The sequence below is a fragment of the Terriglobia bacterium genome (assembly GCA_035712365.1).
Taxonomy (GTDB): Bacteria; Acidobacteriota; Terriglobia; order UBA7540; family UBA7540; genus SCRD01.
In genome coordinates, this window is the sequence record DASTAW010000048.1 from 142,009 (window position 1) to 163,714 (window position 21,706).

16 protein-coding genes and 1 pseudogene are annotated in these 21,706 nt (G+C 58.7%); 13 read left to right on the top strand and 4 right to left on the bottom strand.

The features are described 5' to 3' along the window. Positions 1 to 17 precede the first annotated feature (17 nt). Positions 18 to 2,678, bottom strand: coding sequence for an ABC transporter permease (locus VFQ24_14735; GenBank protein HET9179611.1), 2,661 nt, complete (start codon positions 2,676 to 2,678; stop codon positions 18 to 20). Between the two features lie 131 nt (positions 2,679 to 2,809). After that, positions 2,810 to 3,151 carry a PadR family transcriptional regulator gene (locus VFQ24_14740; protein HET9179612.1) on the bottom strand — a complete coding sequence of 114 codons (342 nt, stop codon included), beginning with the start codon at positions 3,149 to 3,151 and terminating at the stop codon, positions 2,810 to 2,812. A gap of 289 nt (positions 3,152 to 3,440) precedes the next feature. Here VFQ24_14740 and gcvT point away from each other — a divergent pair, with 289 nt between their 5' ends. The 8 genes from gcvT (at position 3,441) to VFQ24_14780 (ending at position 13,944) form a co-directional block, all read left to right on the top strand. After that, on the top strand, positions 3,441 to 4,550 hold the full coding sequence (gene gcvT, locus VFQ24_14745) for a glycine cleavage system aminomethyltransferase GcvT (protein HET9179613.1): 1,110 nt from the start codon (positions 3,441 to 3,443) through the stop codon (positions 4,548 to 4,550). A gap of 62 nt (positions 4,551 to 4,612) precedes the next feature. Continuing rightward, positions 4,613 to 5,002 carry a glycine cleavage system protein GcvH gene (gene gcvH, locus VFQ24_14750; GenBank protein HET9179614.1) on the top strand — a complete coding sequence of 130 codons (390 nt, stop codon included), beginning with the start codon at positions 4,613 to 4,615 and terminating at the stop codon, positions 5,000 to 5,002. Then, positions 5,002 to 6,402 (top strand): aminomethyl-transferring glycine dehydrogenase subunit GcvPA, encoded by a 1,401-nt coding sequence (gene gcvPA, locus VFQ24_14755; protein HET9179615.1) that lies wholly within the window; start codon positions 5,002 to 5,004, stop codon positions 6,400 to 6,402. The genes gcvH and gcvPA overlap by 1 nt, the downstream gene beginning before the upstream one ends. Further along, on the top strand, positions 6,399 to 7,886 hold the full coding sequence (gene gcvPB, locus VFQ24_14760; protein HET9179616.1) for an aminomethyl-transferring glycine dehydrogenase subunit GcvPB: 1,488 nt from the start codon (positions 6,399 to 6,401) through the stop codon (positions 7,884 to 7,886). The genes gcvPA and gcvPB overlap by 4 nt, the downstream gene beginning before the upstream one ends. Before the next feature lie 346 nt (positions 7,887 to 8,232). Continuing rightward, positions 8,233 to 12,015: a chromosome segregation protein SMC gene (smc, locus tag VFQ24_14765; GenBank protein ID HET9179617.1), complete on the top strand. Its 3,783-nt coding sequence runs from the start codon at positions 8,233 to 8,235 to the stop codon at positions 12,013 to 12,015. A 191-nt stretch (positions 12,016 to 12,206) separates the two neighbouring features. After that, on the top strand, positions 12,207 to 13,097 hold the full coding sequence (locus VFQ24_14770; GenBank protein HET9179618.1) for a phosphoribosylaminoimidazolesuccinocarboxamide synthase: 891 nt from the start codon (positions 12,207 to 12,209) through the stop codon (positions 13,095 to 13,097). Between the two features lie 22 nt (positions 13,098 to 13,119). Further along, the gene (locus VFQ24_14775; GenBank protein ID HET9179619.1) at positions 13,120 to 13,695 is read left to right on the top strand and encodes a CvpA family protein; all 576 of its coding nucleotides are present in this window, start codon (positions 13,120 to 13,122) and stop codon (positions 13,693 to 13,695) included. A gap of 15 nt (positions 13,696 to 13,710) precedes the next feature. Beyond that, entirely contained in the window at positions 13,711 to 13,944 is a 234-nt protein-coding gene (locus VFQ24_14780; protein ID HET9179620.1) for a helix-turn-helix domain-containing protein, read from the top strand. 162 nt (positions 13,945 to 14,106) lie between these two features. Here VFQ24_14780 and VFQ24_14785 read toward each other — a convergent pair whose 3' ends face one another. Next, positions 14,107 to 15,459 carry a hypothetical protein gene (locus VFQ24_14785; protein ID HET9179621.1) on the bottom strand — a complete coding sequence of 451 codons (1,353 nt, stop codon included), beginning with the start codon at positions 15,457 to 15,459 and terminating at the stop codon, positions 14,107 to 14,109. A 576-nt stretch (positions 15,460 to 16,035) separates the two neighbouring features. On the opposite strand from VFQ24_14785, the gene VFQ24_14790 reads away from it, so the two are divergent. The 5 genes and pseudogenes from VFQ24_14790 (at position 16,036) to VFQ24_14810 (ending at position 20,551) form a co-directional block, all read left to right on the top strand. Beyond that, positions 16,036 to 17,376: an inositol-3-phosphate synthase gene (locus tag VFQ24_14790; GenBank protein HET9179622.1), complete on the top strand. Its 1,341-nt coding sequence runs from the start codon at positions 16,036 to 16,038 to the stop codon at positions 17,374 to 17,376. A gap of 93 nt (positions 17,377 to 17,469) precedes the next feature. Then, positions 17,470 to 18,702 carry a dipeptidase gene (locus VFQ24_14795; protein HET9179623.1) on the top strand — a complete coding sequence of 411 codons (1,233 nt, stop codon included), beginning with the start codon at positions 17,470 to 17,472 and terminating at the stop codon, positions 18,700 to 18,702. Then, a complete protein-coding gene (locus VFQ24_14800) occupies positions 18,699 to 19,394 on the top strand; it encodes a peptidylprolyl isomerase (GenBank protein HET9179624.1) in 696 nt (231 codons plus the stop codon). Before VFQ24_14795 ends, VFQ24_14800 begins: the two co-directional genes overlap by 4 nt. 98 nt (positions 19,395 to 19,492) lie before the next feature. After that, complete coding sequence (locus VFQ24_14805; GenBank protein ID HET9179625.1) at positions 19,493 to 20,023, top strand: peptidylprolyl isomerase; 531 nt, start codon at positions 19,493 to 19,495, stop codon at positions 20,021 to 20,023. 123 nt (positions 20,024 to 20,146) lie between these two features. Continuing rightward, a pseudogene (locus VFQ24_14810) lies at positions 20,147 to 20,551 on the top strand (four helix bundle protein). A gap of 53 nt (positions 20,552 to 20,604) precedes the next feature. Here VFQ24_14810 and mdh read toward each other — a convergent pair. After that, on the bottom strand, positions 20,605 to 21,531 hold the full coding sequence (gene mdh / locus VFQ24_14815; protein ID HET9179626.1) for a malate dehydrogenase: 927 nt from the start codon (positions 21,529 to 21,531) through the stop codon (positions 20,605 to 20,607). Between the last annotated feature and the right edge of the window lie 175 nt (positions 21,532 to 21,706).

A 21,706-nucleotide genomic window follows, 5' to 3' on the forward strand; every position in this document is an offset into this window, starting at 1 on the left:
AACCACTAGCCACTGCCTTATTCATACCTCAACGCTACCATCGGATCAACTTTCGCGGCACGGCAGGCGGGGATGTAGCAGGCCGCGAGCGCGACGGCAATCAGGATGAGCGAAACGGCGATAAACGTAAGCGGGTCAGTGGGCTTCACGCCAAAAAGCAGGCTGGCCAGGAACCGTGTGAGCGCCAGAGCGCCTGCGATGCCGATCGCCACGCCAATCAGCGCCAGTTTTAGCCCTTGCCCAACTACGCCACTCAAAACTTCTTGAGGCCGCGCTCCGAGCGCCAGACGGATACCGAACTCGCGGGTGCGCTCGGCGACCGAGTAGGACATCAAGCCGTAGACGCCCACCGCCGCCAGGACCAATGCGAGCGCGGCAAACAATCCGACCAGGAACGCACTGAATCGGTGGGGCGCCAGCCAGTCCGACAGCCGGGTTTCCATCGTCGCAACATCGTAGACCGGCTGATCCTTATCAATGAGCTGCACCTGCCTGCGAACCGCAGCGGCGAGACTTAAGGGCCGTGAGAGTGTGGTGCGGATGGCAAGAACCATCTCCGAGTCCGGGCTTTGCAAGAATGGAGCAAAAAGTTGGGGAGCGGCGTTCTGGTCAAGGGACTCCTGTTTCACGTCGTGAATGACGCCGACAATCGTCCGCCATTGCCCGCGTATCTTGATGGTTCTCCCCAGCCGGTTCTGGTTCGGGAAGTAGCGTCGAGCCAAGGTCTGATTGACGATTGCGACCTCCGGCGCGCCCTCACGATCTGACTCGCTGAACTCGCGGCCCGCGACGAGCGTAATACCGAGAGTCCTAAAATAGCCCGGGCTCACTACCGTGTAAGGAGTATCGGGAGCCATTCCGGGCGGTGGCTCGGGGTGCCCGCCCAGTACGAGGCCGGCCAGGCCGCCATAGCCCATCATCGGGAGACCACCCCCGGCAGCAACGGAGGCGACTCCTGGTAGGGCCTTGACCCGATCCAGAACCTGGCTGAAGAAGGCCGCCTGCGCCGCGGGCTTCGAATACCTGTTCTCTGGCAAAGGAATCCTCAGCGTCAGGAGCTGGCCGGGACTAAAGCCAAGATCGACATCCGTAAGGAGCATCAAACTTCGCATCAGCAATCCCGAGCCAGTCATAAGCGCCAAGGCCAAAGCCATTTCCACCATCACTAGCACAGCGCGCAATCGTCTCCCATGACCTGCGTGCGCCGCGGGTGCGCTCTCCTTTAGCGCCTCACTCAAATCAATCTCTGACGCAGCGACAACAGGTGCGAGACCAAACAGGACGCCTGTGAGCAGAGCTATCAGCAAAGCAAAGACGAGAGCCGGGCCCTGGATTCCGGCGCTTTCGAGCCCACGGATATCATGTGGCCCGAGGGCACGCAGAGAGTGAACACCCGCGAAGGCTAACAGCACTCCGGCGGCACCACCCAGACTGGCCAGCAGGACACTCTCGGTCATCAACTGCCTGGCAACTCGTTTCCGCCCGGCTCCCAGTGCGGCACGAACGGCCACTTCCCGCTGTCGCGACGCGGCACGAGCCAATTGAAGATTGGCCACATTGACGCACGCGATCAGGAGAACGAAAACGACCGCCCCGAACAGCGTCCAGAGAGCCGTCTGCATGCGTCCTAGCAACTTATCGTATAAAGGTGTCACTGACAGTTTCATGCCTTCGCGCATACGCGCGTAAATTGGTGGCACGTTCGAAGCGCTCTCACGCAGGATTCGATTCAGGTCGGAAGCGGCCTGTGCCACCGTGACGTGTGGGCGGAGCCGTCCCAGAACGTGGATCATTCTCAGGTCGTCCTTTGCGGCATACCAGCTTGATGAATTGAGCAGATCAATCGGCATCAGGACGTCAGCCTTGCGTTGGTCGGGAAACCGGAAGCTCGGCGGCATGACTCCAATCACGGTCCATTTCGCATCCCCGAGCGTGATGGACCTCCCAATGATGCGGGTATCCGATCCGAAGTGCCGCTGCCAAAGCCCGTTGCTCAATACCACGACGCGCGGACCACCGGAACGGTCTTCGTCGGGCAAAAAGGCGCGACCCAAGAATGGCTGCACACCGACAAGTGGAAAGAAGGTCGCTGTAACCCGCACACCTTCGATGTGTTCCGGTTCATCGATTCCCGTCAGGTTGAGAGTGACGCCTCCGCCGTATCCGGCCAGCCCCTCAAAAGCACGATTGCGATCACGAAAGTCCACGTACTCGGGGCTGGGGATGAACGACAGGCCGGAAACGCCGAGGTGCGGCCACTGCTCGGTGATCGAAACCAGTCTGCCTGGTTCGCTGTAGGGGAGTGGCCGAATCAAAGCGGCATAAACCACGCTGAAGATCGCCGTGTTTGCGCCGATGCCAAGGGCGAGGGTAAGAACGGCGACGATGGTAAAACCAGGGTTGCGACGAAGCTGGCGGAGGCCGTAGCGAATATCCTGACAGAGTTCCTGCAGCAGGCGCGTGCCCAGGGCTTCGCGGCATTCTTCCTTGTAACGCTGATAGCCGCCGAATTCGACGCGGGCCTGGCGCTCCGCCTCTCGCTCGGAAAGGCCCTGTTGCTCGAGGTCCTCAGCCCGGAGTTCGAGGTGCGAGCGGAGCTCTTCGTCCATTTCGCGCTCGATGCGGGAACGGCGGAATACAAACCCCGTGACGGTTCGAAGCCACGACCACAATCTCATGATCTCCTCCACTTAACGCTACAGGTTAGGAGTTCAGGGGTAGCGCGAACCTCCGATTTTGAGGTCCGCGGTTCTTTCTCTATCCGAAATCCGCAGACCGCAACGCCGGCGGTCTGCGCTACGACCTACCACTACAACTCGCCTGTTTCCGTCTTCAGCGCCGCGCCGATGGCGGCTACCAGCCGGTTCCAGCCCTCGGTTTCCTCGCGCAGCCGTTTACGGCCGGCCGGTGTGAGCTCGTAGTACTTGGCCTTGTGCTTGTTTTCTGAAATCCCCCACTCGGTTTTCAGCAATCCCTGGCGGACCAGCCGGAACAGCGCCGGGTAGAGCGCTCCCTGTTCGATGGACAGAGCTCCCCTGGAAATCTGTCCGATGCGCAACAGGATGCCGTACCCGTGCAGGCGCCCGAGCGAGACCGCCTTGAGGATGAGAAGGTCGAGCGTACCGGGAAGAATCTGCGCCTGCTTGTCCATGCTTCACTCCTAAGATGATTAGGAGTATAGGACGGCTTGTGGCGCTTGTCAATGGAAGACGTTCGCAACTTGTATTTCAAATGCCCTCAAAGATGGATAGAAACGCACAAAGGATGGAGTGTGAAGTCTGAAGTATGAAACAGGACCGGCCGAGGTTTTTTCATCCTTCATCCTTCATCCTTCACACTTCATACTGCAGTTGCGGCGCAATTTCTTGACCCGTTTCGTGCGGGCGTGATAACTTCCATCTTTCAGTATCATTCAAGCATTTGGTCAGGGAGGATTGGATTTGGCGACGCCGGCGGAGTCCGGGCCAAAGCGGACGGCGCTCTATTCTGTCCACAAGGCAGCGGGCGCGCGGATGACGGAATTCGGCGGCTGGGAAATGCCCATCGAGTACTCGGGCATTGCCCAGGAGCACCTGGCCGTGCGGACGCGGGCCGGCCTGTTTGACGTCAGCCACATGGGCGAGATCACCGTGCGCGGCCCCAAGGCGCTCGCCTTCCTCCAGTCGATCACCTGCAATGACGTGGCGCGCCTGAGCGACCGCCAGGCACAGTACAGCGCCCTCATGTTACCCAATGGCTGTGCTATTGACGATTGCGTGGTCCACCGGACGGGTGAAAACGATTACTTTATCTGCGTCAACGCGGCCAATACCGATAAAGATTTCAAGTGGCTTGTGGAGCACAACTCCGCGGGAGCGGAACTGGAAAACGTTTCATCACGCTATTCGCAGCTTGCCGTGCAGGGCCCGCGGGCTGCGGCGATCTTGAGCAAGGTGACCGGACTTGATCTTGCTCCCATCCGTACCTACTGGTTTTCGCCCGCTGAATGCTGCGGAGTGGAAGGCATCCTGGCAAGGACCGGATATACCGGCGAAGACGGCTTTGAGTTTTATTTTTCACCCGAGCATTCCGTGCACGTGTGGAATGCCCTGCTGGAAGCGGGAAAAGATGACGGCCTGCAGCCGGCCGGCCTGGGCGCCCGCAACACGCTGCGGCTGGAGGCCGGGTACGCGCTTTACGGCCACGAACTGGATGAAGACACCACGTTGCTGGAAGCCAACCTCGGATGGATTTGCAAGCTCGAAAAGGGGGAATTTCTCGGCCGGGATGAACTGCTGAAGCAGCGCCAGGAAGGCGTGCGCAAAAGGCTGGTGGGCTTTGAGATGGCCGAACCCGGAATCGCCCGCGACGGCTACCCGGTGTGGATTGATGGCGAAAAGGCAGGCCTCGTGACCAGCGGTTCACCAGCGCCGTTCCTGAAGAAAAACATTGGCCTTGCCTATGTGCCGCCGGAGGCAGCCCAGCCCGGCTACGAGATCACCATCGAAATCCGGCAGCGGCAGGCGCGGGCAAGGCAAGTGATACTACCTTTTTACAGACGGCCAAAGTAGGATGGGAAGACGGGGTAAAATAATACCAGCCCCGAAGCTAATCATAAGGGAGCGCGGGTCTCATGTACCCTGAAGAATTTCAATACACCAAAGACCATGAGTGGATTCGAGTGGATGGCGAAACCGGGACGATCGGAATAACCGACCATGCACAGAAGGAACTGGGCGACATTGTCTATGTTGAGCTTCCCAAGTCAGGCGACACAGTGACGGCTGCTGAAATCTTTGGAACGGTGGAGTCGGTGAAAGCCGTTTCAGAGATTTATTCTCCCGTCAGCGGAGAAGTGACGGCCGTCAACGACAAGCTCCAGGAGCATCCGGAGCTGCTGAATTCCGACCCGCACGCGGCGGCGTGGCTGATCCGCGTCCATCTGTCGGACGCTCAGGAGCTGGGAAAACTGATGTCGTCGGAACAATATGAGAAGTACATCCGGGAGGGTGGGTCGCAATAATGCGCTATCTCCCGAACTCCCCGCGCGACCGTGCCGAGATGCTGCGGACGCTTGGCCACGGGTCCATCGAAGAGCTCTTTTCTCAAATTCCTGAACAGGTCCGGCTTCAAGGCCGTCTGGATCTGCCCGGCCCGCTTTCAGAACAGGAAATTCTGGAATTCTTTAAGCAGGCTGCCAGCCGGAGCACACGCGAACATGCGTCGCTGCTGGGCGCTGGCGCTTATTCGCACTTCCGGCCCGCGGCGGTTGACGCGCTGCTTTCCCGCGGCGAATTCTTTACCGCTTACACGCCTTACCAGGCCGAGCTTGCGCAGGGCACGCTGCAGGCGATGTTCGAGTTTCAGACGCTGATTACCCAGTTGACCGGGATGGAAGTGTCGAACGCCTCGCTTTATGACGGCTCCACAGCGACAACTGAAGCGGTGTTGATGGCCCTCCGGCTGACCCGCCGCAATCGCGTGGTTGCGGCACGCACCCTGCATCCGGAGTACCGCGAGGTGATGGCCACCTACCTGCGCCACCTGGGGACGGAAGTCGCGGAAGTCCCATACGCAGCTTCCGGGCAAGTTGATCTCGCTGCGCTCGAGAAGGCGCTGAATGAGGAAACGGCCGTCGTCGTCATTCAGTCGCCGAATTTTCTTGGAGTCATCGAACGTTTCAGTGAAGTCGCGGAGATTGTCCACCGAAGCGGCGCTTTGCTGGTGGTTACAGTGAATGAGCCGCTCTCGCTGGCGGTGGTCAATCCTCCGGCGGAAGCGGACATCGTCTGCGGCGAGGCGCAGTCGTTTGGCGTGCCCGTCGCCTTTGGAGGGCCTTACGTCGGCTTCCTCGCTACGCGTGAAAAGTTTGTGCGGCAGATGCCGGGCCGGCTGGTGGGCCAGACCACGGATTCCCAGGGCCGCCGGGGATTCGTGCTGACCCTGGCCACTCGCGAGCAGCACATCCGGCGCGAGAAGGCCACTTCAAACATCTGCACTAACCAGTCGCTTTGCGCTCTGGCCGCAACCATCTATCTGTGCCTGCTGGGCAAGCAGGGATTGCGGGCGCTGGCTGAGCATAACCTTGGCAAAGCGCACTATGCCGCCCACCGGCTGGCTAAGGTTCCGGGAGCGTCCATCGCATTTGCCTCTCCGTTCTTCAATGAATTCGTCGTCAAGGCGCCAGGCGATGCCGGGGTGCTTCTGCGCGACCTGCGGCAGGAGAAAATTCTGGGCGGCATCAATCTCGAACGCTTCTACCCTGAGTTGAATAATCACCTGCTGGTTTGCGTCACCGAAACGGTGAACAAAGCCGCTCTCGACCGGATGGTCAGGGTGTACCAGGAATTTTCCGCACAGAAACACGCCAGGGCCGCGGCGCCTTCCGCTGTGTCGCATACGGTTGGCCAGGAGAAAGCATGAAGGAACGTCCCCGCCACGCCAGGCCGCACATCACACGGGACGAGAACCTGATCTTCGAGCGGAGTTCACCCGGCAAATGCGGTGTTGATCTTCCCGTGCCAGAAGTCCAGGCTGCATCGGCGGTTGAGCTCCTGGGTGATGATCTCTGCCGGAACGACATCCCCGGCTTCCCGGAGGTGTCGGAACTGGAGGTCATCCGGCACTTCACGCGCCTGTCCACCTGGAATTATGGCGTCGATACGGGACTTTATCCGCTGGGCTCCTGCACCATGAAGTACAATCCGCGCATCAATGAAGTGGTGGCCCGCCTCGAAGGCCTGGCGACAGACCATCCTTACGCGCCGGCGGAACTCACCCAGGGTTGCCTGAAAATCCTGTACGACACGGAGCGCTGCCTGGCTGAAATAACAGGCATGGACGCAGTTTCGCTGCAGCCGTCGGCGGGCGCGCAGGGTGAACTGGCGGGCATCCTGATGATTCAGGCCTGCCTGGCGGACCACGGCAACCCCCGAAAATACATCCTGATTCCCGACTCGGCGCACGGCACCAACCCCGCCAGCGTTACCACATCCGGCTACCAGGTGAGAAACCTGAAATCCGACGCCCACGGCTGTATCGACCTCGCCGAGATTGACCGCGCCATGACGGAAGAAGTGGCCGGGCTGATGCTGACCAATCCGAACACGCTGGGCATTTTTGAGGTCCGTATTCGCGAGATTTGCGAACTGGTCCACCGCAAGGGCGGCCTGGTCTATATGGATGGGGCCAACATGAATGCGCTGGTGGGCGTGGCGCGTCCTGCCGACTTTGGCGTGGACGTCATGCACCTGAATCTGCACAAGACCTTCACCACCCCTCACGGCGGCGGCGGGCCGGGCTCGGGACCTGTTGCGGTGAGGAAGGTCCTTGATCCGTATCTCCCCTCGCCTACGGTTATCCAGTCGCCTGACGGGACTTACAGCCTGAATTATGACCGTCCGAAGAGCATCGGCCGCGTCCGCGCGTTCTACGGGAATTTCGGGATGGTGGTGCGCGCGCTGGCCTTTATGGCCGCCAACGGAGCCGAAGGTTTGCTGCAATCCACCCAGGATGCCGTGCTCAACGCCAACTACGTGATGCGGGGGCTGCAGGACCTTTACGATCTTCCCTACAACGAACCCTGCATGCACGAGTGCGTGCTCTCAGACCGCCGCCAGGCCATGCGCGGGGTTCACACCATGGACATCGCCAAGCGGCTGATCGATTACGGTTTTCACCCCTACACAACCGCGTTTCCGCTGATCGTGCCGGGTGCCATGATGATTGAACCCACGGAAAGCGCCAGCAAGGAAGAATTGGACGAGTTCATCGAAGCCATGCGGGCCGTGGCTGAGGAGGTTGAGGAGGACCCGGAATTCGTTTTGGACGCCCCACACTCCACCCGTGTCAGCCGCCTGGATGAGGCCGCCGCCGCCCGCAAGCCGATCTTGCGCTGGAAACCCTAGCGCATCGGTCGTTTGCAGAAACCAGCCAAACCACAACATCTAGCATCCTGCGAAATTCTGCCCCACGATATTGGGTTTTTTTGACTTTACAGCACTCGCGAATCGTGGTAGGTTGAGCAAAGTGTTTGGGGTAGCTCGCTTATAGCCTTTTGTTGCGCGCCAAAGGCATGACGGGTAAGGCGAGCGTGTTAAAGAAAAAGCGGCAAGGGCGTCGAGGAAAATCGGCGAGAACCTACCTGTGTGGGTGGCGCGCTTCCTTCGAAACTTCAGGAGAAGACGTGTGCCTGAGGTGCATCTGCGGGGCGCTTGGTGTAGACAATTCCGGTTTTGATTGGAGGCAACTACCTTGCTGAAATTAAAGAGATTGGAGCTGCTCGGCTTCAAGTCGTTTGCAGACCGGACACGCTTGGAATTTCAGGACGGAACGGTCAGCATCGTGGGGCCGAACGGGTGTGGCAAGTCGAATCTGTCAGACGCCATGAACTGGGTGCTGGGCGAGCAGAGCGCGCGACTGCTGCGGGGCGAGCGCATGACAGACGTCATTTTCAACGGAACGGGCAGCCGGCCTCCGACGGGCATGGCGGAAGTGAGCCTGACGCTTGCGGATCCCGAATACGATAGCAGTGAAGAACCTGCGGAGGACTCAGAACCGGTCAAGGCCCAATCCGCAGATTACGCAGATTCCACAGATTTAATACAGTCCGTACGTTCCGCAGATTCCACTGATAACCCGAAAGGCGAAGCATCTGAAATCGAACGGAGCGCAGCGGGCAAACGCGCCGTGTACAGAGGCTACCTGAAGGACGGCTCCGGTCACATCACCGTCACCCGGCGGCTGTTCCGCTACGGCGAAAGCGAATACCTCATCAACGGCCGCGCCAGCCGCCTGCGCGACATTCAGGACCTCTTCATGGGCACAGGCCTGGGCCCGGAGTCCTACGCCATCATCGAGCAGGGGCGCATCGGCCAGATTCTGAGTTCCAAGCCGTCGGACCGCCGCCTGATCCTGGAAGAAGCCGCCGGCATTTCCAAATTCAAGGCCCGCAAGCGCGCGGCGGAGCTGAAACTGGAATCCTCGCGCGGAAACCTGTCGCGCATCACAGACATTCTGGAAGAAGTCATCAAGCAGGTCAGCTCGCTGAAGCGCCAGGCGTCGAAGGCTCGCCGCTTTCGGGAACTGCACGACGAGATGATGGGCCGCCAGAAAATCACTCTGGCCTCCCGGTTGCGAATTCTTGAATCGCAGTGCCAGCAGCTTCGCAAAGATTCTGAAACGCTCCAGCAGCTCTCGGCGGAAGAGAGCAGGGGGCTTGAGCTGCTGACGAACGAACAGCGGAGCACCACGGCTCGCTGTGAAGAGCTGGAAGGCAGGCTGATTTCCATCCGCGAGACGCTTTCCGAGAATGAACTCGAACGCCAACGCTTGCAGTCGCGGCTCGAGCAGATCCGCCAGCAGATTGCAGCGCTCGATTCGCGGAGCGCCGACGCGAAACAGGAGAGCGGACAAGTCCGCTCGCGCATGGAGTCACTGGAGCGGGAAGCCGAGTTGCGGGCGCAGGAGCATGAGGCGCTGCTGCATGAACAGGCGTCTGCCGAAGAGGACGGGGCGCGGCTGCAGGCAAAGCAGGAAGAACTCGGCCAGCGCATCCGCGAGGCCGAACGCGCCGTCGAGCAGTCTCGCCAGGCGCTGCTGGCCTGCCTCAGCCGGGCGTCCAACCTTCGCAATCAGCTTGTGCAGGCGGAGGAAATGGGCCTCGCCCTCGAGCGGCAGGCAGCGAGGATCAGCGAGGAGCGCGCCGGCGTTGAAGCCGAACGCGTGCAGAGTTCGACCGAACTTGAAATGCTGTCGCAGGAAAATGCACGCTTCCAGAATGAGCTGGCGCAGCTTGCCGAATCGGTTTCGCAAACGGCTGCGGCACTCGACCAGGCGCAGAAGGCGGAAGCGGCGGAGAGGCGGGACCTGGAAAACCTTCGCCGCGAGTTTTCCGGCATGCAGGCCCGCAAGCAGACCCTTGAAGAGTCGCTGGCGCGCCATGCCTACTCAACGGAAAGCGTCCGGCGGCTTTTGAACGGAGAGTTCCCCTCGAACGGCCATCACTTCCGGCCACTCGGCGTGCTGGCCGATTTTCTGGAAGTTTCTCCCGGATATGAGGAGGTTGTTGAAGAATTTCTGAAGAGTGAACTTGATTGCGTGGTGGTTGAGCAGCACGCTGAGGCGCGCTCCGGCATTGCGATCCTTCAGGCGGAAGGCACGGGCCGGTCAACATTTTTTGTGACCCGCGCGGACGCCGCCGGACACCTCAGCGGCAACGGGCATCACCAGATCAGCCAGGAGCCCGGCGTGGTGGCATCGCTGCGTGAGATGGTGCGCCTCGAGCCGCGGTTGGGACTGAACGGTGACCCGCCGCTGCCCTCGCTCGACAAGGCCTACCTGGTGGAGGATGCCGCGGCTGCGGAGCGGCTGGCTGCCGGATATCCCGAATGCCACTTTGTGACGCGCTCCGGCGAGCACTATCACCATCGGCTGGTTTCCGGCGGGCGCGGATCGAGCGCGGGACCGCTGGCGCTGCGCCGCGACTTCCGTGACCTGGAGCGCCGAACGGTGGAAGTGGAATCAGCCATTCAGGCCCGGGAAACCGGGCTGGCCGCGTTTGAAGAGCAGGTGCGAACGTTAGGGGCGACACTGGGCGGCCTGACGGCGGCGCGGCAGGAGTCAGAAAAGAACTCCGTGGTGGGATCGGAGCGGCTGCGCCAGGTGCAGCAGGCGCTTGCCCGCGCGATCGAGCGGCTGCGTGTTTTTGAAGAGGAGAGCCGGCGGCTTGAGGCTGAGCGCCTGTCTCTCGAATCAAAGCAGGTGGCGATACGCGCCCAGCTTGAAGCCGAGGAAGCTGAAAAGGTCCGGCTGGAGGCTGAGATCGCTTTCAGCTCTGAAACGGTAGGTGTGGAGCGGCAGCGGTTTGACCACGGGGCGCAAGCCCTGGCGCAGGCCCAGGCCCGCTTCAGTTCCCTCCAGGAGCGCACTCGGGCGCTTGCCGCCGAGCGCGAGCGGCTGGCCGCCCAGGCGCGCGAAATGGGCGACCGCGCGGACTATCTTGCCCGGCAGGTGAGCGGCTGGGAAGAAAACCAGCGGCAGCTTGCCGCGGAAGCCGATTCGGAACGGGCGCGCAATGCCGGGCTGGAAAACACTCACAGCCGGCTGAAGCAGGAGTTGCAGGGCGTTGGCGATGAATTGCAAACGGTGCGGACACGGCGGGACCAACTGCGCCCGCAGGTTGAGCAGGCCCGCGCGCGATATGAAGCGGCGCGTGAAAAACGTTCCGAAGTGGAGATCGCGCTGGCCCGAGCGGAATCTGACCGCGATCACCATGCCGTGCAATGCCGCGAATCCCTTCAGCAGGAACCCGAGACTCTGCTTGCCGAACTTGCCGCCGAAGTATTCCTGGTGGGCGAAGCCCTGGAGCTTGCGGAAGAAGAAGTTCGCCAGCTCAAGAAGAAGATTGACAACCTCGGACCGCTCAATATGATGGCGCTTGAAGAACTAAAAGAAGCCGAAGAACGCTATGAATTTCTGGAAAGCCAGCGGCAGGACCTGCTTGCTTCCATCGAAGATACCGCGCAGGCCATCCGGGAAATTGACCGGCTCTCGCGCCTGCAGTTTATGGAAGCCTTCAAGGCCATCAACATTCACTTTGCCGAGTCGTTCCGCACGCTGTTCGGCGGCGGCATCGGTCAGTTGCGGCTGACCGATGAGGAAGACCCCGACAGCGGGCTCGACATCGTGGCCCAGCCGCCGGGCAAGCGCCTGCAGAACATCCTGCTGCTCTCGGGCGGTGAAAAAGCGCTGGCGGCGCTGGCGCTGCTGATCGCGATTTTCCGCTACACGCCAAGCCCGTTCTGTGTGCTCGACGAAGTGGACGCTCCGCTTGACGACACCAACGTCGGCCGCTTTACACGCATGATCCAGAGAATGAGCGCTGCCACACAGTTCATCCTGATCACTCACAACAAGACCACCATGGAAATTGCGCGCGCCATCTACGGCGTAACCATGGAAGAACCCGGCGTCTCAAAGCTGATTTCGGTTCAACTGGAAGCATTCGAGGAAGAGCCCGTGGCCATCACGGCGTAATCGGCGTCAGCGAAAGCTCATGCCCCGGTCGATCGACCTGCGCCTATCTACACCTCACAACTCAAATGCAACCGCGCGTTAGCTGCGCATGTACCGTGCAGAACAATGTACGCTTTTTCTTTCCCATTGACATGATTTTCTGATGCCGTAGAATTAATGACTGCCGACTTCCACAATTAAGGGACACACACTTGATCATTCATGAGACGAACCTCCCAGGAGTAGAACTATTATCTCGCGGCAAAGTACGCGACATTTACGCCGTGGGTGGCGACCAGCTTCTTGTGGTTGCCACGGACCGCATTTCCGCATTTGACGTCATTCTCGACCAGCCGATTCCGGACAAAGGACGGGTGCTGACGCAGCTTTCCTGTTTCTGGTTCGACCGCTTTCTGGGCCTTGTGCCCACTCACTTTTTGACGGCCGATTTGTCGGAGTACCCGAAGGAACTCCAGGCGATGGCGGACGAAATCGAAGGGCGCTCGATGCTGGTGAAAAAGGCCCAGCCGTTCCCCATCGAGTGTGTTGTCAGAGGTTATCTGGCCGGGTCGGGGTGGAAGGAATATCGTTCGAACGGCACCGTTTGCGGGATCAGGCTGCCTGCGGGGCTGATGGAATCGAGCCGCCTGGACCAGCCGATTTTTACGCCGGCCACCAAGGCCCAGACCGGCCACGATGAAAACATCTCCTTTGAGGAGGCCGTAAAGACGATTGGAAGACACGCTGCCGAAAAACTCCGCGACATGAGCATTCGGCTTTATACGGAGGCGAGGAAGTACGCAGAGGAACGCAGAATCATTATTGCGGACACTAAATTTGAATGGGGCCAGCTTGGAGATGAGATCATCCTGATCGATGAAATGCTCACTCCAGACTCTTCACGCTTCTGGCCCAAAGACAGCTACGCGCCCGGAAGGTCCCAGCCTTCCTTTGACAAGCAGTTTGTGCGGGACTACCTGGAATCGATCCACTGGGACAAAAATCCTCCCGCGCCGCCTCTTCCCCCCGAGGTTGTCGAAAAAACAAGTCAGAAGTACAGGGATGCCTATCGGCTTCTGACCGGCAGAGCGCTGAATTCCTGATTCTGAATGGGCAGAGAACTGCATGGCACACTGGAACTGGCTCGACTGGGTCCTCGCCACCATCGTTTTTGTATCGGTAGTGACGGCCATCCGAAAGGGGTTTGTCGCGGAGCTGCTTACCCTGGCCTCGGCGATTGCCGGCCTGATTATTGCAGCGATTTACTATGAGCGCCTGGCCCATCTGCTGACGGGGTTCACGCGGAGCGCCGGCGTTGCGCGCGGGGTCAGTTTCTTCCTGTTGTTTGTCGCGGTCCTGGTGGCTGGCGGGCTCATCTCACTGGCTGCCAGAAAGTTGATCAAGCAGGTTCAGCTTCAGTGGTTCGACCGCTTTCTTGGCGGGATATTCGGCCTGGCCCGTGGCGTGCTGATTGATTGCGTCATGCTTCTGGTGATGATGGCCTTCGCCATCCAGCAGGGGACTGTTGAAAAGTCGGCGCTGGCTCCTTATTTCAGCGCGGGATCGAGGGCCCTGGCCGTTGCCATGCCCGCCAGCATGAGAAACGGCTTCCGAGACAGCTTTGAAAAATTCAAGAAGGAAATGATTGAAACCGACAAGAAAGCCATGGAAGCCCGTTCAGCGGAGAAGAAGAACCTGTAGGATCGGAGTGCGTCGATGAAGAACCAGCTCGATGCCGTCGTCAATCAACTCGTCGAACACGATATTCTCTTTGAGGATGCCGTCTGCGAATTCGAAAAACAATTCATCAGAAAAATCCTGGAGAACAACCACGGAAATCTGTCCAAAGCCGCCAAGGTCCTCCACATCCATCGCAACACTTTGAGCCGAAAGCTGGCGACTTGGGAGATTGACCGCCAGCCTAAGCGCCGAAGACAGGCCACCGCCTGAGGACAAAAATCCCGAACGCCGCTGGAAGTCCCTCTATACGGCGCCCTGTAACACCTTCACCATTGGTTCAGTGCGGACCGGCCTGGGGCCAGACCGCCAGTTCCACTGCTGGTTGCTGATGTGAAAGAACGGAACTTCGGATTTATTTCCCCGGCCGTTCGCTCACTTCTTTTTCTTCTGCGCGGCGGCTGCGGCCTTCTCCTGCGCGGCCTTCAAAACGGCCTCATCAATCTTCACGTCACTCAGGGTGAGATTGAAATTAGGGGTGGTTGAATAAGCCTCGATGTTTCCCTGGAACCGCAGCGGATCGCCCGGCTGCAAGTACTTGGCGTTTGGCTGCGTATCCTGGAGGACGATGTCGTAGACTCCTGGCTTACTTTGTGCGTCGGGAGTGATGTCCACCCGGACCAGAGTGGTTTTGGGATCGCTGCTGGTGTCAACGCTGTCCACGTGGCCTACCAGACCGAGGGGCTGGCCCTTCAACTGCGACCAGTTTTGTTCGGCCGTATCACCGCCCACCGCGAGCGCGTCCTCAATCTTATAAAATCCATCGAGGTAGGTGTCCCCGGTGGGCTTGTGTTGTGGCGGCGGCGCTACGCTAAAGCCGGCTGGCATGCTGTCTGAAGTCTTCGCGGCTTCCAGCACCTTGTCTTCTCCCTCATTGGAGCCGTGCTGGGCCTCATACACCTGGCCGAAAGATTTCTTGAGCTGTTCCGCATTCTGGCCGTTCTTGCTCTCCGCCAAAATCGCGGCCCGTGCCAGGCTCCAGATCGCTTTGTTCACGTCCCGCGGGTTTTCGTTGTAGTACGCCTGGCCAAGGAAGGAATAAATCAGCACGTTGTCCGGCTGGTCCTGTTCTGCAGCTTCAAGGAATTTGATGGCCTCGCTATAATTTTTTTGCATCAGCGCGGCATAACCGGCGGCTATGTTGAAGACCGCGCGTTTTGTTTTCGGCTGAACATATTTCTCAAACTGTTCGTCGGTGACGCCCGCGGGCTTCTTCAGGTTTTGCAGAACTTCCAGACCGTGCTGGGCGTTTTTGCCGGCCGTCGCCAATTCCCCCGAGGCGTTCGCATCAGAAGCCTTGAATGTGTAAGGGAACGTGAAGCTCAGATAAGAAAGCGCGTCCAGATTGTCGGCGTCAGCAGCCAGGGCCTTCTTGGCCGACGCGATTGCGCTGGTGGTCTGGTTGAGTTGAACATAGGTTTGCATTTCGGCCACATACGCATTGGCGAGATAATCAGAATTGGCATACTTACTGATGAAATCCTGAATCAGCGAAATTCTCTTTTGCGCGTCGGCTTCCTTGACAAAAGCCTGAAAGGCATCATATTCGGCGCGGCTCTTCCATCCCCGGGCCTGGGCCTGAGGCGCGGCGGGCGCCGGCGCTGGCAACGCGGCTGCTGGAAACAAAGCAAGATGTCCTTCGAGTTTGCCTGAGGCGCGCATTGAGCTTGGCAAACAGACGAAGCCAGCCAGCAACATCATGCTGAAAAGCACAGTCGTTTTCTTCATTGTGAAACTACCTCTTGTTTTAGGGTTTTGGTTTCCGGGCCACAAAGACGTTTTCTGTACCTGGCCCGGGTCCGCCGCGGAAGACTCGCAGAACTCCGCCCAGTCACTCGGCCGGTCAGACCCCATCGTTCGGGAGCAGTTCTCCAAATACCAAGACTTTCTTAACATTGCAAGTAAAAACTTATCTTCCACTGTTCGCCTTCGCTCAGCGAGCCCAGAGCAACCCTGTGACCTTAGATGCAAAAAAAAGGGGCTAAGCCGCTTTCGACAGCTTACCATCAATCTCCCCTCGGTACATCCTCAACAAAACAATCGTCCAATTCGGCCTCTGAGCTTTCAGCACCCTGGTTGCGCCCGCCGCGGCCGCAAAGCATCCCGCGCCTTCCAGAAAGCTCTCTGAACCAATCTTATCGGCCAGCACGCCTCAAAGTCGTTCCGCGTACTTCATGCGGGCAGTGTGTTATTTGAAACCCGGAAAAACAGAATTCACCTTATCTGCAAGTTCCGAGAGGGATTGCAATTTTCGCACGTTTAGCACAATATGGCAACTTCCCTTTAGCAATTTTCAGCGAACAAATGAAAGGACGACAATTGGCAAAGAAAAATATCCAGATCTCGAAGCCTCAGGGCAAGTTAGGCGTTATGACCTGCGGAATGGGCGCCGTAGCAACCACTTTCTTTGCGGGAGTGGAGGCGGTCCGCCGGGGCCTCGCGCCGCCCATCGGCTCGCTGACCCAGATGGGCGCCATTCGCCTGGGAAAGCGGACGGACCGACGCGTCCCGCTGATTAAAGATTTTGTTCCCCTGGCAGAACTTCACGACCTTGTTTTCTCAGGCTGGGATATTTTCCCCGATAACTCCCACCAGGCTGCTCTGAAAGCCGGTGTGCTCAGGACAGAGCATCTCAGCGAAGTGAAGGATTTCCTGGAAGAGATTCGTCCTCTCCCGGCAGTATTCAACCGCAAATACGTGAAGAAGCTGAATGGGCCGAACGTCAAGCGAGGCAAGAGCAAAATGGACCTCGCCAAGCAGTTGATGGACGATATCCAGCAGTTCCGCGAGAAGAGCGGGGCAAGCCGCATGGTGATCATCTGGTGCGGGTCAACGGAAATCTTCATGAAGCCGGGACCGGTACACCAATCTATCGCTTCATTTGAAAAAGGCCTGCGGTCCTCCGATCCTGGCATCGCGCCCAGTATGGTTTACGCTTACGCGGCGCTGAAGCTTGGCATTCCCTTCGCCAACGGCGCTCCCAACCTTACCACTGACATCCCCGCGCTCCAGCAACTGGCGCTTGAGAATAGGGTCCCCATCTGCGGGAAAGACTTTAAGACCGGGCAGACGCTGATGAAGACCATCCTCGCCCCGGGACTCAAAGCGCGAATGCTGGGATTGAGCGGCTGGTTTTCAACCAATATCCTCGGCAACCGGGACGGAGAAGTGCTCGACGATCCCATGTCATTCCGGACCAAGGAAGAGAGCAAGCTTTCCGTACTGGAATACATCCTCCAGCCTGAGGTCTATCCGCAACTCTACAAGGACTTCTATCACAAAGTGCGAATCAACTACTATCCGCCGAGCGGCGACAACAAGGAGGGATGGGACAATCTCGACATCTTCGGTTGGATGGGCTATCCCATGCAGATCAAAATCAACTTCCTTTGCCGCGATTCGATTCTGGCCGCCCCCATCGTTCTTGACCTCATCCTGTTTATGGACCTTGCCCAGCGCTGCCCTGAAATGGCGCGAAAGGGAATCCAGGAGTGGCTCTCCTTCTATTTCAAGAGTCCCATGTGCGCTCCCAACCTCTATCCCGAGCACGACCTGTTCATCCAGCTCATTAAGCTCAAGAATACTTTACGATATCTGCGAGGCGAGGAGTTGATCACGCACCTCGGCCTTGAGTACTACGACTGAAAAGCTTGCGGGCTTCCCAGAAATCCTTCAACTCTATTTGACAAAAGCGCGCGACGGTTCGGATAATCGATGGGTAGCCCGCGACGCTGCCCTATGAAAAAACTTTTCCTTGCTCATCTTGCGATATTGGTGGCGGCGGCCTGCTTGCCGGCGGCGCAGCGTTCGGCGGCGGAGGCGCGGCAAGTTACGGAGCAGGCGCTTCGGCACGCGATCATCATCGATACTCATGCCGACACTCCTCAAATGATGCTGGACGAGGGCTACGATCTTGCCAGTCCGGCAAGCCCCTACATGATCAGCATCCCCAAGATGCGCAAGGGCCACCTGGGCGCGGAATTTTTCTCCATTTGGGTTCCCGTGGATTGGCCCTCACAAGATCTGGTTCACCGCGCTCTCGATCTCATCGACGTCGTGTACGAGCAAGTGGCGCGGCACTCGGATACGCTTGGCCTTGCGCGCAGCGCCGCGGATGTGGTTCGCCTCCACCGCGAGCACAAGATTGCCATCCTGATGGGGCTGGAGGGCGGGCACATCATCATCAATGATCTGAGGGTCCTGGACAATTTCTACCGCCTGGGTGTCCGTTACATGACGTTGACTCACACCAGGAACACGGATTGGGCGGACTCTTCCGGAGACAAGCCCCGGCATAACGGACTCACGCCTTTCGGCCGCAGCGTGGTTGAACGCATGAACCGCCTGGGCATGATGGTGGATATTTCGCACGTCTCGGACAAGACCTTTTACGACGCAGTGGCGGCGAGCAAGGCGCCAGTGATTGCTTCGCACTCCTCCTGCCGCGCTCTGTGCGATGCGCCGCGCGACATGACTGACGACATGATCCGAGCTCTGGCCAAAAATGGCGGCGTGATCGACATTAATTACTACTCCGGTTTCGTTGATTCCGGTTTCCACGCGGCGCAGGACAAGATCTCCAAGCAGGTTGACGCCGCCGTGGACGCCGCCAGGAAGCAGCGCGCGCTGCAGGGCAAGAGATTGACGTATGCGGAGGAGAATGTCATTCGCAGGAAAATGCAGGCTCACCTTCCCAAGCCGAGCTACCAAGAGATTGCTGACCACATTGACCACGCTGTCAAAGTGGGCGGCATCGACCACGTTGGTCTTGGTTCGGACTTTGACGGCGTCGATGCCATCCCACGCGGTATGGAAGACGTTTCCCAGCTTCCCAACCTGGTGGCGGAGCTGGCCCGCCGCGGTTACAGTGAGAAGGACTTGGAAAAGATCCTGGGCGGAAACGTCCTGCGAGTCATGCGGGAAGTGGCCCAAGTGTCCCGGGAAATGCAGGCGGGAGGAAGTTCGCAATGAGAAATGGCAGTCACCTCAATCGGATACTTTGGGCAGGGCTCATCCCGGCGCTGCTTTTGCTGGCGGCGTGCGAGTCCGCCAAAAAGGAACAAACCGCCAGTAACGCCGGCCAACCCTCCCTCAGCAATCCGTCGTCGCTAAACGCGCAGGCGCCGGCCCTCTACTGGGCAAAGTTTGACACCACAAAAGGTAGCTTTGTGATTAAGGTAACGCGAGACTGGGCGCCCATTGGCGCAGACCGCTTTTATAACCTGGTGAAGAACGGCTACTACAACAACGCAAGTTTTTTCCGCGTGATCCCCAGTTTCATCGTCCAGTTTGGCATTAGTGCTGACCCGAACATTTCCGCGGTATGGCACGATGCCAACATTCAGGACGATCCCGTCAAGCAGAGCAACGCGCCGGGCACCGTCACCTTTGCCACGGCCGGGCCTGGTACGCGCACAACGCAGGTGTTTATCAACCTGGCGGACAATAAGGGCCTGGACGCCCAGGGCTTTTCGGCCTTTGGGGCCGTCACCGACGGAATGAACGTCGCCCAGAGCTTCTACAGCGGATATGGCGAAGGCGCTCCCATGGGGAGCGGTCCCGACCAGCAACTGCTCCAGAGCCAGGGCGAAGCCTATCTCGCCGCGCAATTTCCCAAGCTTGACCACATCAAGTCAGCAACCATACTGCAATCGGCGCCTTGATTTTCTTGAGTTCCGCCCCCTGCCGGAGCGATTCAGGTGTCGCCTGCAGCCGCCCATTTTCCGAAAAACATCCTTGAGCAACAGGAACAGGAGAACCAATGGAAAAATTGCAGCCCGGGCTTCATGCCATTATCGAAACATCTGCCGGAACCATGACCTGCCGGCTCTACCCGGAACACGCGCCAAAAACGGTGGAAAACTTTGTGGGCCTGGCGCAGGGAACCAAAGAATTCAGCGATCCACAGACCGGCAAGACGGCCAAGCGCCCGTTCTACGATGGACTCATTTTCCATCGCGTGATGCCCAATTTCATGATTCAGGGTGGCTGTCCGCTCAGCACCGGAACCGGCGGCCCCGGATACCAGTTTGAGGACGAGTTTACAAAAGAACTTCGTTTTGACGGAGTAGGCCGGTTGGCCATGGCCAACGCGGGCCCCGGCACCAACGGCAGCCAGTTCTTCATCACCGTGGCGCCTACGCCGTGGTTGAACAACCATCACACGATTTTCGGCCAGGTGGTCGAGGGCCAGCACGTCGCCACCAAGATTTCCATGGTCACGCGCGACCGCCGCGACAAACCCGTCGAGCCTGTGGTCATCAAACAGATTCGAATTGAAGAGGTGAAATGAAGGATGAAGTGTGAAGGATGGATGAAGAAGTGTGAAGGATGAAAAAACTGCCGCGAGGAGCCGCCATTTGCCTGTGGCTCCGGGGTTTTTGCTTCGCTTCGACTTAACGATGGTGAATGAAGGATGAAGTATGAAAGCAAACCAGATGACCGGCCAGCCGACATAAGGAGACGGTCCTTCCAATATGCCCTCCGCGCACTGAAGCTCTATCGTTATCTGGGCGAACAAAAAGATGACGCTTGCTGGCAGTTGGCGAAGCAGTATGCGCGGGCGGCAACTTCAATTGGCGCAAACTTGCAGGAAGCGATTTCCGGCGAGAGTCGTGCCGATTTCATTCACAAGTAAGGAGTGGCTCAAAAGGAAGCGAGAGAAAATCTTTACTGGCTTGAATTAATGGCCGAATCCGGTCTTGTACCCAGGAGCAGCCTCGATCCGCTAATTCAGGAAACGGACGAATTGATTGCAATCATTACGACCATCATCGTGAAGTCGAAGCGAAGCAAAAACCCCGGAGCCACCGGCGATTAGTGGCCTGCCACGGCGGCTTTTTTCACCCTTCATCCTTCACACTTCATACTTCTTCAGACTCCGATCACTTCCACGAGTTCTTTCACGGCGTCTGCGGATTTTTGCAGCGCAGCCTGTTCTTCTGCAGTCAGTTTGATCTGGATGATCTCCTCGATGCCATTCTTTCCAAGCTTGACGGGAACTCCGACAAACAAGCCCTTGATTCCGTACTCGCCTTCCAGGTAAGCGGCGCAGGGCAGAATCTTCTTGCGGTCGTAGAAGATGGCCTCCACCATTTCCACCGCCGCGGCGGAGGGCGCGTAGAAGGCGCTGCCGGTTTTCAGATAGTTCACGATTTCCGCTCCGCCCTTCCGCGTGCGGTCGATGATGGCGTCGAGTTTGTCCTTCGGCATCAGCTCACCGACCGGAATACCCGCCACGGTGGTGTAACGCGGCACCGGAACCATCGTGTCGCCGTGGCCGCCCAGCACAAATCCCTGGACGTTCTGCACCGAAACGTTCAAGGCCTCGGCGATGAATGTCCGGTAGCGCGCGGTGTCGAGCACGCCCGCCATTCCAATCACGCGGTTCCTTGAAAAGCCGCTCACCTTCAGCGCCGTTTGCGCCATGGCGTCCAGCGGATTGGTCACGATGATCAGGAAGGCCTCAGGCGACGTCCTAGCAACTTTTTCGATGGTGCCCTTCACCACGTCATAGTTGGCTTTCAGCAGATCGTCGCGGCTCATGCCGGGCTTGCGCGGAAAACCGGCCGTCATCACCACCACGTCCGAATTTGCGGTGTCGGCAAAATCATTCGTGCCCTTGACGCGAACGTCGTAACCTTCAATAGGCCCCGCTTCCAGCAGGTCCAGCGCCTTGCCTTGCGGCACTCCTTCCAGAATGTCGATCAGCACAACGTCGCCAAGCTGCTTGTCGGCCAGGCGATGGGCACACGTGGCGCCAACATTTCCCGCGCCCACTACGGTGATCTTTTTGCGCATCTTCAGCCTCCGTTGGTAAGTTCGAAAGTCGTGGCCACCATACGCCGTCATTCCGATGGCCGGTGCTCTTCCGGCCCGAGGAATCTGCTTCTACGCAGGAGCAAAGACAGATCCTTCTCCCGCTTCGTGGGATCAGGACGACAGGCGAAGGGTTGGCATTACGGGTCTCCGTTGC

Coding starts and splice junctions, on each gene's coding strand:
- gcvPA (HET9179615.1), top strand. CDS start 5,002: ATGCGCTATCTCCCGAACTCCCCGCGCGACCGTGCCGAGATGCTGCGG.
- mdh (HET9179626.1), bottom strand. CDS start 21,531: ATGCGCAAAAAGATCACCGTAGTGGGCGCGGGAAATGTTGGCGCCACG.
- gcvPB (HET9179616.1), top strand. CDS start 6,399: ATGAAGGAACGTCCCCGCCACGCCAGGCCGCACATCACACGGGACGAG.
- VFQ24_14775 (HET9179619.1), top strand. CDS start 13,120: ATGGCACACTGGAACTGGCTCGACTGGGTCCTCGCCACCATCGTTTTT.
- VFQ24_14795 (HET9179623.1), top strand. CDS start 17,470: ATGAAAAAACTTTTCCTTGCTCATCTTGCGATATTGGTGGCGGCGGCC.
- VFQ24_14790 (HET9179622.1), top strand. CDS start 16,036: ATGAAAGGACGACAATTGGCAAAGAAAAATATCCAGATCTCGAAGCCT.
- VFQ24_14805 (HET9179625.1), top strand. CDS start 19,493: ATGGAAAAATTGCAGCCCGGGCTTCATGCCATTATCGAAACATCTGCC.
- VFQ24_14785 (HET9179621.1), bottom strand. CDS start 15,459: ATGAAGAAAACGACTGTGCTTTTCAGCATGATGTTGCTGGCTGGCTTC.
- VFQ24_14740 (HET9179612.1), bottom strand. CDS start 3,151: ATGGACAAGCAGGCGCAGATTCTTCCCGGTACGCTCGACCTTCTCATC.
- VFQ24_14735 (HET9179611.1), bottom strand. CDS start 2,678: ATGAGATTGTGGTCGTGGCTTCGAACCGTCACGGGGTTTGTATTCCGC.
- gcvH (HET9179614.1), top strand. CDS start 4,613: ATGTACCCTGAAGAATTTCAATACACCAAAGACCATGAGTGGATTCGA.
- VFQ24_14800 (HET9179624.1), top strand. CDS start 18,699: ATGAGAAATGGCAGTCACCTCAATCGGATACTTTGGGCAGGGCTCATC.
- VFQ24_14780 (HET9179620.1), top strand. CDS start 13,711: ATGAAGAACCAGCTCGATGCCGTCGTCAATCAACTCGTCGAACACGAT.